General features: G+C 62.3%; 15 protein-coding genes and 1 riboswitch. Of the genes, 12 read left to right on the top strand and 3 right to left on the bottom strand.

Annotation, left to right across the window (positions count from 1 at the left end; all coding sequences use genetic code 11):
* The first annotated feature begins 70 nt into the window (after nt 1-70).
* The 6 genes from BUC04_RS02665 to BUC04_RS02640 all read left to right on the top strand — a co-directional run bounded on the left by BUC04_RS02665 (nt 71) and on the right by BUC04_RS02640 (nt 6475).
* Nucleotides 71-1162, top strand: a complete 1092-nt coding sequence (locus tag BUC04_RS02665; protein ID WP_143165507.1) for a hypothetical protein — start codon at nt 71-73, stop codon at nt 1160-1162.
* A 376-nt stretch (nt 1163-1538) separates the two neighbouring features.
* Complete coding sequence (locus tag BUC04_RS02660; RefSeq protein WP_067658279.1) at nt 1539-3005, top strand: c-type cytochrome; 1467 nt, start codon at nt 1539-1541, stop codon at nt 3003-3005.
* 47 nt (nt 3006-3052) lie between these two features.
* On the top strand, nt 3053-4774 hold the full coding sequence (gene ctaD, locus BUC04_RS02655; RefSeq protein WP_067658799.1) for a cytochrome c oxidase subunit I: 1722 nt from the start codon (nt 3053-3055) through the stop codon (nt 4772-4774).
* Entirely contained in the window at nt 4771-5445 is a 675-nt protein-coding gene (locus tag BUC04_RS02650; RefSeq protein ID WP_067658276.1) for a cytochrome c oxidase subunit 3, read from the top strand. Before ctaD ends, BUC04_RS02650 begins: the two co-directional genes overlap by 4 nt.
* A 22-nt stretch (nt 5446-5467) precedes the next feature.
* On the top strand, nt 5468-6136 hold the full coding sequence (locus BUC04_RS02645; protein ID WP_067658273.1) for a heme-copper oxidase subunit III family protein: 669 nt from the start codon (nt 5468-5470) through the stop codon (nt 6134-6136).
* 9 nt (nt 6137-6145) lie between these two features.
* Complete coding sequence (locus BUC04_RS02640) at nt 6146-6475, top strand: cytochrome C oxidase subunit IV family protein (RefSeq protein WP_067658270.1); 330 nt, start codon at nt 6146-6148, stop codon at nt 6473-6475.
* A gap of 70 nt (nt 6476-6545) precedes the next feature.
* Here BUC04_RS02640 and BUC04_RS02635 read toward each other — a convergent pair whose 3' ends face one another.
* From BUC04_RS02635 to BUC04_RS02625, 3 genes are all read right to left on the bottom strand, one after another.
* The gene (locus BUC04_RS02635) at nt 6546-7097 is read right to left on the bottom strand and encodes a hypothetical protein (protein ID WP_067658267.1); all 552 of its coding nucleotides are present in this window, start codon (nt 7095-7097) and stop codon (nt 6546-6548) included.
* Nucleotides 7098-7215: 118 nt separating this feature from the next.
* On the bottom strand, nt 7216-7878 hold the full coding sequence (locus tag BUC04_RS02630; RefSeq protein ID WP_067658264.1) for a pyrimidine 5'-nucleotidase: 663 nt from the start codon (nt 7876-7878) through the stop codon (nt 7216-7218).
* Nucleotides 7879-7955: 77 nt separating this feature from the next.
* Entirely contained in the window at nt 7956-9056 is a 1101-nt protein-coding gene (locus BUC04_RS02625; RefSeq protein ID WP_067658261.1) for a hypothetical protein, read from the bottom strand.
* 185 nt (nt 9057-9241) lie between these two features.
* Nucleotides 9242-9361, top strand: a riboswitch (TPP riboswitch).
* 102 nt (nt 9362-9463) lie between these two features.
* Between BUC04_RS02625 and thiC the strand changes: the two genes are divergently transcribed.
* From thiC to thiH, 6 genes are read left to right on the top strand one after another with little or no spacing between them, the layout of a single operon-like run.
* Nucleotides 9464-11449 carry a phosphomethylpyrimidine synthase ThiC gene (gene thiC, locus BUC04_RS02620; RefSeq protein WP_067658258.1) on the top strand — a complete coding sequence of 662 codons (1986 nt, stop codon included), beginning with the start codon at nt 9464-9466 and terminating at the stop codon, nt 11447-11449.
* 2 nt (nt 11450-11451) lie between these two features.
* Complete coding sequence (gene thiE, locus BUC04_RS02615; RefSeq protein WP_082766613.1) at nt 11452-13170, top strand: thiamine phosphate synthase; 1719 nt, start codon at nt 11452-11454, stop codon at nt 13168-13170.
* Nucleotides 13163-13963: a HesA/MoeB/ThiF family protein gene (locus tag BUC04_RS02610; protein ID WP_067658255.1), complete on the top strand. Its 801-nt coding sequence runs from the start codon at nt 13163-13165 to the stop codon at nt 13961-13963. Before thiE ends, BUC04_RS02610 begins: the two co-directional genes overlap by 8 nt.
* 4 nt (nt 13964-13967) lie before the next feature.
* Entirely contained in the window at nt 13968-14165 is a 198-nt protein-coding gene (gene thiS / locus BUC04_RS02605) for a sulfur carrier protein ThiS (RefSeq protein WP_067658251.1), read from the top strand.
* 4 nt (nt 14166-14169) lie between these two features.
* A complete protein-coding gene (locus BUC04_RS02600) occupies nt 14170-14931 on the top strand; it encodes a thiazole synthase (protein WP_067658249.1) in 762 nt (253 codons plus the stop codon).
* Nucleotides 14932-14936: 5 nt separating this feature from the next.
* On the top strand, nt 14937-16064 hold the full coding sequence (gene thiH / locus BUC04_RS02595) for a 2-iminoacetate synthase ThiH (protein ID WP_067658246.1): 1128 nt from the start codon (nt 14937-14939) through the stop codon (nt 16062-16064).
* The last annotated feature ends 2 nt before the right edge of the window (nt 16065-16066 follow it).

Genomic DNA, 16066 nt, shown 5'->3' with positions numbered 1-16066 from the left:
GAAGCCCATTACGCTCGCCATGAATTTGGGATAACCTGCTAACGTTTTGTGTGATTTTTGGGGGTAGCTGGTGTCGCTGACACGTTCCTTGTTGTGCCACCAGGGGCGGGATAAGCCCGGACGGTATGGCGTGATTCAAATGGCCCTGGTGGGCCTGGTTTTCTTGATGGCGGTGCTGCTGCACGGCATGGCTGGCGCCAGCCTGTGGATCGGCCTGTCGGGCCTGATCAGTGCCGGCCTGGGTTTCCTGGCCAGTCGCCGCCGCTTGCTGGATGCTCAACGGCCAGTGGCCGCTGCGGCCATCAACGCCGCTGCCTGGGGCCTGTTCAGTCTGGCGATGTTCGCCAGTGGTGGTGCCAACTGGAGCTGGTGGCTGCTGATCCCGGTGATGGCCAGCATCGTTGCCTTCTCCATGTTGCCCAGCCAAACCCGACAGTCGACCCGCGAGGGGGGCGTTTGGGGCTACCAGGGGCCGATGTCGCGACCGGCGCAACCCCGCCGCAACTACCGGGTAGAGCCCTCGCTGGATGGCGAAAGCGGTGAGCAGGATTACACCCCCTACGACAGCCACGACTCCCAGCAGGACGACTGGCAGCCCAGCGCTGCGGTCAAGATCGACTGGGGCCAGTGGACCGCCAAGCTGCGCCCTTTGCTGGTTCGTTATGCCCGGCCATTGGCTGCGGTCAGCGCCGTGCTGGTGCTGAGCCTGGTGGGGATCCGCTGGTACAGCGGCCTGCCCAGTGCCGAAGTAGAGGCCAACAGCGCGGTGGTGGCTGAGCCTTTGGCGGCACCGAGCTTCGAGCACAGCGTATCGATGCCGGACAACTACGAGCTGCTGCTCAACCAGGATGGCCTGATTGTGGCCTGGCCCGGTGACATGGCGCCGGAAGGGGAGCTGTGGTCGCTGCTGACGGCACAGGGCGAGCGTCGCTGCCGTGTGGCCCGCTTTAACAACGGCACCGAATACCGCCCGGTGAAGGTAGAGGTGTGGAAGGATGGCGTGCATTACGCCTACTTCTCGCCGCTGGATACCGCGGACATGGTGTTTGATGTGGCGATGCGGGGCAATTTCTCCCTGTGTGGCTACACGTTTGGCCTCAGTGGCAGCATGGATCAGTTGCGAGGCCATCCGGCCTTCGCCCTCTACACCCGCAAGCGCTAGCAACAAGCACTGGCAGTAGTTCTTCCAATTAAGGCCGACAACGCTCTGTTGTCGGCCTTTTTCTCTTATTACCCCACCGGGTTTGGCAATTCCTGGCTGCTGTTCCTATTGTTTGTAGTGAAATGGCAGCGTCACCAAGCGTTTGATCATCCTGCGGTATGAGATCCCAACCCCTTGTTGGGCCTCAGTTCGGACGGAACCGCGATGGGATCCACGCACGCGTAGCCGAGGCTTCGCAGCAACCCTGAGACGACGATACGCCGGGATACCCTGCCATCTACACCGTCCTTCCCTGGTGTGCCCAGCGGTATGGTTAGGATGACTCTTAGGGACGGACCCCGGTAACGGGGCCCATCATGTGGGAGACACGTTGCCTATGACCATCGCCATCGTTCTGGTGTTGATCCTGGCACTTTCGATCTGGTTTCACTTTGCCGGGCCTTGGGATCTGCCCGCACTGGCCTCCAACTGGGGCGACATCGACCTGACCATCGGCATCACCCTGGTGGTCACCGGCGTCGTCTTCATCGCGGTGATCCTGTTCACCGCTTATGCCGTGGTGAAGTTTCGCTACCGGCCCGATCGCCAAGCCAGTTATGAGCCGGAAAACAAGAAGCTGGAGCTGTGGCTTACCGGCCTCACCTCGGTGGGCATCATCGCGATGCTGGCACCGGGCCTGGCGGTCTACTCCGACATTGTGTCGGTGCCGGACGACGCCATGGAGGTGGAGGTGCTGGCCAAGCAGTGGACCTGGGGCTTTCGCTTCCCCGGCGACGACGGCATCCTCGGCAAGAGCAGTGTCCGCCTGATCAGCAGCGCCAACCCCTTCGGCCTCGACCCCAAGGACCCCGCCAGTCTGGATGACCGGGTCATCAACGCCAACCAATTTACCCTGCCGGTCGACCGGCCCATCAACGTCAAGCTGCGCTCCATCGATGTGCTGCATGACTTCTATGTGCCGCAGATCCGCAACAAGATTGATGCGGTGCCCGGCATCGTCACCTCCATGTGGTTCACCCCAACACGTACCGGCGATTTTGAGATCCTCTGTGCCGAGTACTGCGGGGTAGGGCACTACAACATGCGCGGTGGCCTCACCGTGGCCAGCACCGAGGAGTTCGACAGCTGGCTCGCCTCTCAGCCCACCTTTGCCGAAAGCCAGGAAGGGGGCAGCAGCCTGTCACCCGCCGCCCAGCGGGGCGAGGTGCTGTCCCAGGAGCAGGGTTGCCTGGCCTGTCATGGCTTTGCCGCCAGTCCGCTGGGGCCCAGCTGGCAGGGCCTGTACGGTCGTGAGGAGCGGATGACCGACGGACGGATGATCACAGCCGATGAAGCCTACATCGCCCGGGCGATCCGCGAGCCGGCGGCGGAGATCGTCGAGGGCTACGGCAACGTGATGCCCCCCTACGAGCTCAGTGATGAGCAGATCGCCGATATCATCGCCTATATCAAGGAGGCCGGCGGCGGCGAGGCCGCACCTGACGACGGCGCCAGCGACGACAGTGCCGCTACCGAGGCGGCGGCAGCACCGGCGGTGGCCGCGGTGTCGGCAGAGCCACTGGATGGCGCCACGGTGGCCCAGACCAAGGGCTGCCTGGCGTGTCATAGCATCGGCACCGACAAGATGATCGGCCCCCCCTGGGGCGGGCTGGCCGGGTCGAGCCGAAAACTGAAAGACGGCAGCGAGGTGGTGGCAGACGCGGAATACCTGCGACTGGCCATCGTCGCGCCGGCAGAACAAATGGTGCATGGCTATCCGCCGGTGATGCCGGTGGTGCCACTGACCGATGAAGAGGTGGAGGTGCTGGTTCAGTACCTGATCGAACTGGGGGCAGAGCAATGAGCAATGTGGAGATGGACGCAACCCACCCGGATGGGGCCGACGGCCTGATGGCCGATGATCACCACGAACACAATGAGCTGGGCTTCTGGCAGAAATACATCTTCAGCCAGGACCACAAGACCATCGCCATCCAGTACACCCTGACGGCCATCGCCGTAGGCCTGGTGGCGCTGTTCCTGTCCGGGGTGATGCGACTGCAACTGGGCTTCCCCGATACCTTCAACCTGATTGACCCCAGCGAGTACTACCAGGCGGTGACCATGCACGGCATGATCATGGTGGTCTACCTGCTGACGGCGCTGTTTCTCGGCGGCTTTGGCAACTACCTGATCCCGCTGATGGTGGGGGCCCGGGATATGGTGTTCCCCTTCCTCAACATGCTCAGCTTCTGGTTCTATTTCGTGGCGGTGGTGGTGCTGATGGCCAGCTTCTTCGTCACCGGTGGCCCCTCCGGTGCGGGCTGGACCCTCTATCCACCCCAGGCGATCCTGCCGGGTACCCCGGGGATCGATGGCGGCATTGTGCTGATGCTGGTGTCGCTGGCGATCTTCATCGTCGCCGCCACCATGGGCGGCCTGAACTACGTCACCACGGTGCTGCAGGCCCGCACCCGGGGCATGACCCTGATGCGGATGCCACTGTCGGTATGGGGGATCTTCACCGCCACCGTGCTGGCGCTGCTGGCCTTCCCGGCGCTGTTTGTCAGTGCGGTGATGATGCTGTTCGATAAGCTGCTGGGCACCAGCTTCTTTATGCCGGAGATCATCTCCTTGGGACAAAACCTGGAGTACTCCGGCGGCAGCCCCATCCTGTTCCAGCACCTGTTCTGGTTCTTCGGCCACCCGGAGGTGTACATCGTCGCCTTGCCCGCCTTTGGTATTGTCTCCGACATGATCAGCGTGCACGCCCGCAAGAACATCTTTGGCTACCGCCAGATGGTGTGGGCCATCGTCGGTATCGGCGCGCTGAGCTTCGTGGTCTGGGCCCACCACATGTACGTCAGTGGCATGAATCCCTACTTCGGCTTCTTCTTCGCCGTGTCTACCCTGATCATCGCCGTACCCACCGCCATCAAGGTGTACAACTGGGTGCTGACCCTGTGGCGCGGCAACATCCGCCTCAATGTGCCGATGCTGTTCTGCCTGGCCTTTATCCTCACCTTCGTCTTTGGCGGCATGACCGGGCTGTTCCTGGGCAACGTGGTGGTGGACTTGCCGCTGTCGGACACCTACTTCGTGGTGGCCCACTTCCACATGGTGATGGGGGTGGCCCCCATCCTGGTGATCTTCGGTGCCATCTACCACTGGTATCCCAAGATCACCGGGCGGATGCTCAACGACACCATGGGCCAGCTGCATTTCTGGATCACCTTCCTCGGCACCTGGGCCATCTACTTCCCGATGCATTACCTGGGCGTGCTGGGCGTACCCCGTCGCTACTACGCCTACGAAAACTACGACTTCATCCCGCCGGAAGCGGTGACGCTGAACCAGTTCATCACCGTGATGGCGCTGGTGGTGGCCGCCGCCCAGCTGCTGTTCCTGTTCAACCTGGGCTGGAGCTACCTCAAGGGCAAGGAGTCCGGCCCCAACCCCTGGGAGGCCACCACTTTGGAGTGGTCGACCCCGGAGACCCCGCCGGGACACGGCAACTGGGGGCCGAAGCTACCCACGGTCTACCGCTGGGCCTATGACTACTCGGTGCCCGGCGCCAAGCAGGACTTTGTGATGCAAACCAGTGACTGGCAGGGCGGGGGGGAGAAATCATGAGTGCCTTTTCAACCCTGACCAATAAGCCCTGGCTCGACGGCGGCGAAACCGCGACCGGGGCGGCTTCACGGCAGCGGGCCATCGGCACCGGCCTGTGGTTTTTGATCGCGGTGATCAGCTCCATGTTCCTGCTGTTCATGGTGGCGCTGATCATGCGCACTCAGTTAGGCGACTGGCAGCCGCTGACGGAGAAGCCCTGGCAGCCGCTGTTTGATACCAGCGTGTTGTGGCGCAACACCAGCTACCTCATCGCCAGCAGTGTGTTGCTGCAGGTAGCCTGGCTCTGCATCGGTCGGGCCGAGTTGCTGGCTAAAGCGCTGATGATCGCCGGTGCGGTTACCGCCTTGCTGTTTCTCAATGGCCAGCTGCAGGTGTGGCAGCTGTTCGAGGCGAGGGATTACGGCGTTCGCAGCACCGTGGCCGCCAGTTTCTTCTATCTTTTGACCGGTCTGCACGGCGTCCATTTGGCGATTGGTCTCGCCTTCTGGCCCCGCAGTAGCTGGCAATTATGGCGTGGCTCGCCCGAGCAGGCCCGGCAAGGCCTGTCGCTGCTGCTGCGCTATTGGCACTTCCTGTTGCTGTTGTGGTTGGTGTTGTTTGCGTTACTGACCAGCACACCGCAAACCTACAAGGCCCTGGCGGCCCTGTGCGGGGTTCAGATCGAGCCCTGAGTCCGAAACGGAGGACAGCACAATGAGCGACCCAAGCGGCGCCAAGACCGGCATGGCCGGTTTTGTCCAGGATTGGTCTGACGATCGCGAAGCCTTCAAGGTGAACTGGGGCAAGGCGATGATGTGGATCTTCCTGCTCTCGGATACCTTCATCTTTGGCTCCTTCCTGGTGGGCTACATGACGGTGCGGATGTCAGCGGTGGAGGCCTGGCCGCTGACCACCGACGTGTTCGCCCTCACCATCGCCGGCCACACCGTCCCCCTGCTGCTCATCGCCATCATGACCTTCATCCTGATCACCTCCAGCGGCACCATGGCGCTGGCGGTGAACTACGGCTACCGGCGTAACCGCCAGGTGGCAGCCTGGCTGATGATCGTGACCGCCATCCTCGGCGCCAGCTTCGTCGGCATGCAGGTGTTTGAGTGGGCCAAACTGATCGAAGACGGCGTGCGGCCCTGGGGTAACCCCATGGGGGCGGCCCAGTTTGGCGCCAGCTTCTTTATGATCACCGGCTTCCACGGCCTGCACGTGTCGATCGGGGTGCTGCTGCTGGTGATCTACGCCATCAAGGTCAAACGGGGTGACTACGAGGCCAGCGGCGACTACAGCATCGTCGAAACCGTGGGCTTGTACTGGCACTTCGTGGACCTGGTCTGGGTCTTCATCTTCGCGTTTTTCTACCTCTGGTAGGGGGCATCCATGGCACACACTCAAGACTCCGAACAGCAGCATCCACTGGGGATCTACTTCAAGATCTGGGGCCTGCTGTTCCTGCTCTCCGCCTTGTCCTACATGGTGGATTACATGCACGTCCAGGGCATGCTGCGCTGGTCATTGATCCTGATCTTCATGGTGCTCAAGGCGGGCCTGATCATCGCCGTGTTCATGCACATGATGTGGGAGCGACTGGCGCTGATCTACGCCATCTTGATACCGCCATTGTGTTTGCTGGTGTTGATCCTGTTGATGGCGCTGGAGGGGCAGTACACCTTCCTCAACCGGCTGGCTAACTTCGTCGGCGGCGCTTAGTCACACCACCCCTGGCGGTACACCAGACAAACAAAACCCGGCATAAGCCGGGTTTTTTGTTGGGCGGGGCTCAGTGGCGCCAAAGATGCAGCCACCAGTCTTCGCAGCGCACATAGAGGTTGGAGGCGCCGGAGCTGGTGCCCTGGTCTGTCAGCATGGGGTGGGCCGCCATCACGTGGCGCAGGGCGCTTTCCTGCTCGGCCTTCACATCCACCAGCAGCAGGTGCTGGCCGCGGTTGAAGGCGTCGTGGAAGCGGCCCAGGTCATGGTGGGGAGATTGCAGCCCAATCAGCCCGCCCTCCCAGGTACAGAAGCCCAGCAACATCAGCGCCAGCATCCAGAACGGCAGCCAGCTGCCGATCGCCTCGGCCCAGCCGGAGTAGGCCACCCCCACCAGCACCGCGCCGGCCAGGATCAGGCCCAGGGCCAAGCCTCGCCAGAGGCAGTGGGGCAGGTCATAGAACCAGAATTCGGAGCGGGGGAGCAGATGAAAGCGGCTAGCCAGATTGGGCTTTTGCGAAAGCACGTGGATTTGAGCCGGAGAGAGCCCACGCTTCTCCAGCTGTCGTTCTATCAGTTCCAGCTCCCACAGGCTGTTACTGAGGTAGTAGTGCCGAACCATACGCCTCGTTCCCAGTGAGGGCCGCGTTGAGCTCAGACTGCGAGCAAAACCGACCGGAAGACTCGGGTTTGCGTTGCCTAGAGTATAAGCGAAATCCGCCGCTTCGCTTGTTGGGGGATCAGCCCTTGGGCTGGTTCATCTGGTTGAGGTGATCGACAAAGTTGGCCAGCTGCTCGGTGCGGTAACAGGCGTTGTGCTCGCTCAGGTCATCGCGGTTCACCAGTACGGTGCGCATCCCCATCTCGCGGGCGGTACCGATGTTGCTGGTCTGGTCGTCAAACAGCACGGCGTTATCGCACTCGAAGCCGAAGTGATCGCCGATGGTTTTGAAGGCGTGGGGGTGGGGCTTCATCTTGTAGTCGGTCTGCTCAACGCTGAATACGCCATCGAAGCAGTGGCGCAGTCCCAGGTGCTCCAGCACGCGCTCGGCGTAGGGGCGCGGCGAGTTGGTGAAGACAAAGCGGGACTTGTTGTTAGCCAGCAGGGCCTGCTCCAGCGCCGGGGCGCGATCGACACCGGTCAGATCGACGTTGTGGGCGTAAAAGGAGAGCGCTTCCAGATCGATCTCGGGGTGGTGCAGCTGCATGCCGCGCAGGGTGCCGCCGTACTGCAGGTAGTACTTGGTGCAGAGGGCGTCGGCGTCTTCCGGAGACAGAGACATGGCATCGGAGATGTAATCACGGAAACGCAGGATGATCTGCTCGATGATCTGGTTTTCCGGGCGGTACAGGGTATTGTCGAGATCAAACAGGTAGATATCGCGCTCTAGCAGGGGGGTCACACAGCGTCTCCAGAAACAGGGCTCATTTGAGCCGGGCGCCGAAGGATATCAACGCCACTGCATCGGTGCAAATGCGCTCAGAGTGGCAATGCCACACGCTGTGATGCCGGCTCATCGACCGGTTCGGCTTTGGCCTCCTGCTTGAGGCGGCTGAGCTTTTGCCAATGGGCCAGCAGCGACTCCAAATGCTCCAACGCGTACTTCAGCTTGGGCATGCCCTGACTCTGGCACAACTCCTTGGCAAAGGCCTCGGGGTTATCCAGGCCATACTGACGCTGGCTCGGCAGCGGGGTGTGATCAGCAAAGGAGAGGCACAACCGCCCCTGGTTGTTGACCTCCAGATGCAGGCCATCGAGGCGCTCCAGCATGGTAACCAGCCGCTCTCGGGTCTTTGAATCCAGCAGGGTATCGAGCCATTCGGTGTCACCGGCCAGGCGAAACTGCAGGGCAAAGGGATCGTCACTGTCCAGGCCGGGCAGGGTGGCCACCGCACTCATAGTTAGGCTATCGTCGGCGCAGATCTGCACATTACAGGGGCCGTTCTCTGGCAGTTGCACCAGGATGCCGTTGCGGTAGTGCTCCAGGCTCTGGGTCAGGATGGTGTTGAGTAACTCACCGTCTTCGTCTTCCGGTACCTCGGCCCCCTCCACCGGCGCCCGCTCGGTGAAGTGATGCTGAAACATCTGGAAGGCAAACCCAGGTTCCGGCGTATCCTGATGGCCGGAGAACCAGCCACTGAGAGAGCCGGCATCCCGGTCTCGATCGAACTCGTTAAACTGGGCCGCCAGGGCTTCCGCTTCATCCACCCCATCCACCGGCTCCGGGGTCAACGCATGGTTTAGCAGGGTGTCTTTTTGAAACAGTCGATCCGACAGGCGCTGCAACTGCTGATAGCGCCGCTCCGGCCCTAGCAGCAACAGGTAGCTGCCGGTGATGGCCCCCAGCACCCCCATCAACCAGCCAAACCCGAGGAAGGGCCAGCAGAAGTAGCTCCAGGGCAGGATGGCGGCCAGCAACAGCAGCGCCTTGCGTTGCGGCATCACCCTGTCTGGTTGCAGCGGACCATTGAACTGGCTGGCCTGATCGATCACTGCCAGTAGGGCAGTGCGGTCTTGGGCCGCCTCGATGGCGTACTCAAGTTGGGCGAGAAGGTGTCGGTATTGATCGCTTTGGTGCATGACAAGGTGCCTGGTGTACGGATGCTGGGCCATTTGGGGTTAATGCCTCAGGGCGACCGAAACGGCGCCAGAGTCAAATTCCGGCGCCATGACCGGTGCTTACCAGCTTCGCTGGACGATATGTGATCGGAGCAGTGGCCAACCGGTTGGCTCTTGTGATCCCGATCTAGCCTTGCCATACTGCGCGGGTCTTGTCGGAGTGCCCGAACACCCCCAAAGGGGAGTGAGGGCTGAGATCGCGAAAGCGGGATCCGTGGAACCTGAACCGGTTAGTACCGGCGTAGGAAAACAAGCAACGCCCCTGACAGCAACAAAACCGCCGGTTTCATCCGTCGGGGCGCCGAATTTGTTGGCCACCAGGCTCACGTCCGACAGGCAATTTCCCAAAGGATCATCCGGAGATTGTTATGTCGACTGACACCCCCATCATCAATGCCAGCAGCCAAGCTAGCACCAAGCGCAATGCCCGTGAGGTACGCGCCGAGGCCCAGGCCTACCTGGATAACCTCAAAGGTCACCCCTTTCCCAACTCTGAAAAGCTCTACCTGACTGGCTCCCGCGACGATATCCGCGTGGGCATGCGGGAGATCCACCTGACGCCCTCCGTTATTGGCGGCGACAAGGACAACCCCATCACCCGGGACAACGAATCGATCCCGGTGTACGACACCGCCGGGCCCTACAGCGATCCCGTCAGTGACATCGATGTGCGCCAGGGCCTGAGCCCGCTGCGCCAACAGTGGATCCTGGAGCGTGCCGACACCGAGGAGCTGGATGGCGCCAGCTCCCACTTTACCCAGCAGCGGCTGGCGGACGGTGGCTTCGACCACCTGCGCTTTGAGCACCTGCCCAAGCCGCGCCGCGCCAAGCCGGGCAATAACGTCTCCCAGCTGCACTATGCCCGGGCCGGCATCGTGACTCCGGAGATGGAGTACGTGGCGATCCGGGAAAACCTGGGCCGCGAGCGGGTGCGCAATGAGATTTTGAAGCAAGCCCATCCGGGCCAGAGCTTTGGTGCCAACCTGCCGGAAGCGATCACCCCGGAGTTTGTCCGTGAAGAGATCGCCCGAGGCCGTGCCATCATCCCCGCCAACATCAACCACCCGGAAGCGGAGCCGATGATCATCGGCCGCAACTTCCTGGTGAAGGTCAACGCCAACATCGGAAACTCCTCGGTCAGCTCCTCCATCGAGGAGGAGGTGGAGAAGCTGGTGTGGTCCTGCCGCTGGGGCGCAGATACCGTGATGGACTTGTCCACCGGCCGCCACATCCATGAGACCCGCGAGTGGATCATCCGTAACTCGCCGGTGCCCATCGGTACCGTCCCCATCTACCAGGCGTTGGAGAAGGTAAACGGCATCGCCGAAGACCTGACCTGGGAGGTGTTCCGCGACACCCTGATTGAGCAGGCGGAGCAGGGGGTGGATTACTTCACCATCCACGCCGGGGTGCTGCTGCGCTATGTGCCGATGACCGCCGAGCGCGTCACCGGCATCGTCTCCCGTGGCGGCTCCATCATGGCCAAGTGGTGCCTCTACCACCACAAGGAAAACTTCCTCTACGAGCACTTTGACGAGATTTGTCAGATCTGCGCCCAGTACGACGTGTCACTGTCGCTGGGTGACGGCATGCGCCCCGGCGCCATCGTTGACGCCAACGATCGGGCCCAGTTCGCCGAGCTGGAAACCCTGGGTGAGCTGACCAAGGTGGCCTGGCAATACGACGTGCAGACCATCATCGAGGGCCCCGGACACGTGCCGATGCACCTGGTGAAGATCAACATGGAAAAGCAGCTGGAAGACTGCATGGAGGCGCCGTTTTACACCCTGGGCCCGCAGATCACCGACGTGGCACCGGGCTACGACCACTTCACCTCCGGTATTGGCGCGGCGATGATCGGCTGGTACGGCTGCGCCATGCTCTGTTACGTCACCCCCAAGGAGCATCTGGGCCTGCCGGATAAGCAGGACGTGAAACAGGGCCTGATCGCCTACAAGATTGCCGCTCATGCTGCCGATGTGGCCAAGGGCCACCCGGGGGCACAGATCCGCGACAACGCGCTGTCACTGGCCCGCTTCGAGTTCCGCTGGGACGACCAGTTCAACCTGTCTCTGGACCCGGAGACCGCCAAGGCCTATCACGATGCGACCCTGCCTCAGGAGAGCGCCAAGGTGGCTCACTTTTGCTCCATGTGCGGCCCCAAGTTCTGCTCGATGAAGATCACCCAGGAGGTGCGCGACTACGCAAAAGCCAACCCGGAGTGCCTCATTGAAGTGAACGACGTCACCGACGGCACGGCCCTGGATGCGGACGCCGGCATGGCCCAGAAAGCCCAGGAGTTTCGCGACAGCGGCGCCGAGCTCTACTCCGAAGTGCAAAGCGAGAAGGCTTGATCATGAGCAGCGACGTAAAGGACACCCCAACCGCTGTGGGCCCTGCAGTAACGCGTCCCCAGGCAGATTCGACCTCAGAGGCCGCTGCCCAGGCTCAAGTCCGTCCCATCGTCTGGACCATCGCCGGCTCTGACTCCGGCGGAGGTGCCGGGATCCAGGCAGATCTGCTGACCATCCAGGACCTGGGCGGCCACGGCTGCACCGCCATCACCGCCATCACCGCGCAAAGCTCGGTGGCGGTGGACCACGTCGAGCCGATCTCCGACGCCGGCTTCATTGCCCAGCTCGATACCCTGTGGGCGGATCTCAAGCCGCGGGCGATCAAGATTGGCCTACTGACCGGGCCGGAGCAGGTGAAACTGCTGGCGGACTGGCTGGCCCAGCGCCAAGCCGAAGCGCCGGGCTCGCTGCCGCCCATCGTGCTGGACCCCGTATTGGTAGCCAGCTCAGGTGCAATGCTCAACACCACCGAGGCCTCGGATCAATTCGATCCGCTGCTGCCCTTTATCGACATCCTCACCCCCAATGGTGATGAGCTGGCGGCACTGACCGGTGTGGTTTTAGACAGCCCCAAAGCCGTGGTCAGCGCTTGCGAGCAGTTGCTTAAACGCGGTGCCAAGGCGGTACTGGCCAAGGGCGGCCATCTGATTTTTGACGGTGCAGAGACCCTGCACGGCCAACCCGCTGGGCCGCGCTGCGTGGATCTGCTCTACAGCGCCGAGCTAAAGGCGCTGTTTGATGGCCCGCGCATCGACACCGACAACACCCACGGCAGCGGCTGCACCCTCTCTTCCGCCTTGGCCACCGTACTGGCCCAGGACTATGTGATGGAGGATGCCCTGGCGGTGGTGCGTGCCTACCTGCACAACGGTTTGACGGCGTCACAACGCTTTGGCGCTGGCCCCGGCCCGCTGGCCCGTACTGGCTGGCCCACCGAGCTGGCCAGCTTCCCTCGAGTGCCATTGCCCGGCAGCGCCCTCAATCGTGCTTATGGCCTGGAAGCGGAGAGCGAGCAGGCCAAGCTTCCTGAAGCGCCCTTTACCCCCTGTGAGGTGGCGGAGCTTGGGGTCTACCCGGTGGTGGACAGCGTCGAGTGGGTGAAACGGCTGCTGCAGTTGGGGGTAAAAACCCTGCAACTGCGGATCAAAGACCAGTCGCCCGAAGCGGTGGAGGCGGACATTGCCCTGGCCATTGAGTTGGGCCATGCCTACGAGGCGCGCCTGTTCATTAATGACTACTGGCAACTGGCCATCAAGCACGGCGCCTATGGTGTGCACCTGGGCCAGGAAGACATGGCCATTGCGGATTTGGCCGCCATTCAGCGTGCCGGATTGAAGCTGGGGCTTTCCACCCATGGCTACTTTGAGATCCTGCGTGCCCACGCGCTGGCTCCGAGCTACATCGCCATGGGCCACATCTTCCCGACCCCCACCAAGCAGATGCCCTCTGCCCCCCAGGGGCTTACGCGCCTGCACAACTACGTGGCGCTGGTGCAGCCCCACCGTCCGGCGGTGGCCATCGGCGGTATCGACATTCCTCGTGCCTTCGAGGTGGCAAAATCCGGCGTGGGTAGCATTGCAGTGGTGCGCGCGGTGACCCAGGCAAAGGACGTGGCTGAGGCACTGGGCGAGCTGCAATGCGCCTTTGAATCGGCCCCAACCCTACCGACGGCGGCAGCCCTGGCCGCACAGCCCCAAGAGCGGGAGTGCAGCGATGCTTAAGGACAAGGACTACCTGCGCTTTGGTCGCCAGCTGCTGCTGCCCCAGTGGGGCGAGGCAGGGCAGCAAGCCCTGGCCAGCAAGCGGGTGTTGATCATCGGTTTAGGTGGTTTGGGCTGCCCGGCGCTGCAATATCTTGCTGGAGCCGGGGTGGGCGCTGGCGCTGGCGCTGTTAGCGCTGGTCGCAGGGATAGCCAAGGAGGCTTGCTGCGCCTGGTGGATGGCGACGCCGTGTCGCTGTCTAACCTGCCGCGGCAAACCCTCTTCACGCCGAGCCATGTGGGCCAGAACAAGGCCAAAGCGGCCAAGGCCTGGCTTACCCAGCACAACCCGGACATTGCGGTAGAAGGCATCGAGCAGATGGCCAGTGCCGATAACCTGCCCACGCTGCTGGAAGGCATCGATCTGGTGCTGGATTGCACCGACAACCTGACCGTACGCCACGCCATTAACCGGGCCTGCGTGCGTAACAACATTCCCTTGGTCAGTGGTGCTGCCATCGGCTGGCAGGGTCAGCTTATGGTGATTGCCCCCAGTCAGCCGACCAGCGCCTGTTTTGCCTGCCTCAGCGACCCGGATAGCGACGACAGCCAAGCCGCCTCCTGCCAGGAGGCCGGTGTCGTCGGCCCGGTGGTGGGAGCGGTTGGCACCCTGCAGGCGCTGCAGGGACTGAAGCTGTTACTCGGGCTGGAGTGCGATCATCAGCTGCACCGCTTCGATGGCCTCACTATGCAATGGCAGGCCTTTGCCCTGGAACCCGTTGCTGCTTGCACCGTGTGTGGGCAGAAGGAATAAAACCATGAACATCACCTTGAACCAACAAGCCAAGCAGGTCGGCGCCGAGACCGTGGCCCAGCTGCTCACCGAGATCGGCCAAGACAAGCCCGGTGTGGCGGTGGCGAAGAACGGTGCGGTGGTGAGCCGCAAACAATGGGCGGCAACGCCTATCCAGGAGGGTGACACCCTCGATGTCTTTTCTGTTATCGCCGGAGGCTAGGGCCATGTTAACCATCGCCGACAAACACTTTGATTCGCGCCTGTTCACCGGCACCGGCAAGTTCGCCAACAACGCCCTGATGCAGGAAACCATCGCCGCCTCCGGCTCCCAGCTGGTGACCCTGGCGCTCAAACGAGTTGACCTGTCCGGGGCCCAGGGCGACATCTTCACCCCGCTCAATGAGATTGGCGTCAACCTGCTGCCCAACACCTCCGGCGCCAAAACTGCCGAAGAGGCGATCTACGCCGCCAACCTGGCCCGGGAAGCACTGGGAACCAATTGGCTCAAGCTGGAGATCCACCCGGATCCTCGCTACCTGCTGCCAGACCCTATTGAAACCCTCAAGGCCGCCGAAGCGCTATGCGCTGATGGTTTCGTGGTGTTGCCCTACTGCCACGCCGATCCGGTGTTATGCAAACGGCTGGAGGAGGTGGGCTGCGCCGCAGTGATGCCGCTGGGGGCGCCGATCGGCTCCAACCAGGGCCTCAAGACCGAGGCGTTTTTGAAGATCATCATCGAGCAGGCGAATGTGCCAGTGGTGGTGGATGCCGGCATTGGCGCACCTTCCCACGCCGCCTGGGCGATGGAGCTGGGCGCGGATGCCGTGCTGGTGAATACTGCTATGGCGGTGGCCGGCGATCCCATCGCCATGGGCCGCGCATTTAAATACGCAGTAGAGGCGGGTCGGACCGCTTATGAGTCGGGACTGGGCACCGTATCCAGCCAGGCCACCGCCACCAGTCCGCTCACTGGCTTCCTGGGCTAAGCGCGATGAGCTTCTACGCGCTGTGGCAGCAGCAGGACTGGGACGCGCTGGCCCTGACCATTAACAGCAAAACCGATGTGGACGTGCGGCGTGCCCTGGCCAAACCCAAGCGAGACTGGCAGGATTTTCTGGCGCTTATTTCTCCCGCGGCGGACGCACACCTCGAAGTGTTGGCACAACAGTCGATGGCGCTGACCCGTCAGCGCTTTGGCAACAACATCGGCCTCTACGTGCCGCTGTATCTCTCCAACCTCTGCGCCAACGAATGCGACTATTGCGGCTTCACCATGAGCAACCGCATCAAGCGCCACACCCTGGGTGAGCAGGAGCTGGACGCGGAGCTGGCGGCGCTGAAACGGATGGGCTTTGACAACATCCTACTGGTGACCGGTGAGCACGAAACCAAGGTGGGGATGGACTATTTCCGTCGCATGCTGCCGAGGGTCAAGCGAGAGTTCAGCTACCTGCAGATGGAGGTACAGCCACTGGAGGCGGCCCAATATGCCGAGCTCAAGGGCTTGGGATTGGATGCGGTGATGGTGTACCAGGAGACCTACCATCAACGTACCTACGCCAAGCATCACCTGCGTGGCAAAAAGACCGATTTTCGCTACCGCTTGGAGACCGCCGACCGTCTTGGCCAGGCCGGGGTCGACAAGGTGGGCATAGGCGCACTGTTGGGATTGGCCAACTGGCGGGTGGAAGCAGCGATGGTGGCACTGCACTTGGATTACCTGCAGCGCATCTACTGGCGAACTCGCTACTCGGTGTCGTTCCCGCGCATCCGTCCCTGTGAAGGGGAGGGCGAGGGCATCGTTTCTCCGCAGATACAGGTTGGCGAGCGTCAGTTGCTGCAACTGATCTGTGCCCTGCGTCTGTTTGGCCCGGAGGTAGACCTGTCGCTTTCGACCCGGGAGTCGGTGTCGTTTCGTGACAACGTCTTTGCCCTGGGGGTGACCACCGCCTCAGCGGCTTCCAGCACCAGGCCCGGCGGCTATGCGGAGCCGAGCGAAGATCTGGAGCAGTTTTCCATCGACGATGACCGCTCACCGCAAGCGGTAGCCAGCGCCATCGAAGCCCGGGGCCTACAGCCGGTGTGGAAGGACTGGGATCGGGCCTACTCCGGCGCATAGCG

This window comes from Ferrimonas marina (genome assembly GCF_900129905.1).
GTDB classification, from domain to species: domain Bacteria; phylum Pseudomonadota; class Gammaproteobacteria; order Enterobacterales; family Shewanellaceae; genus Ferrimonas; species Ferrimonas marina.
Note: the sequence above shows the minus strand (reverse complement) of the source record. Positions and strands in the feature narration are given on the sequence as shown.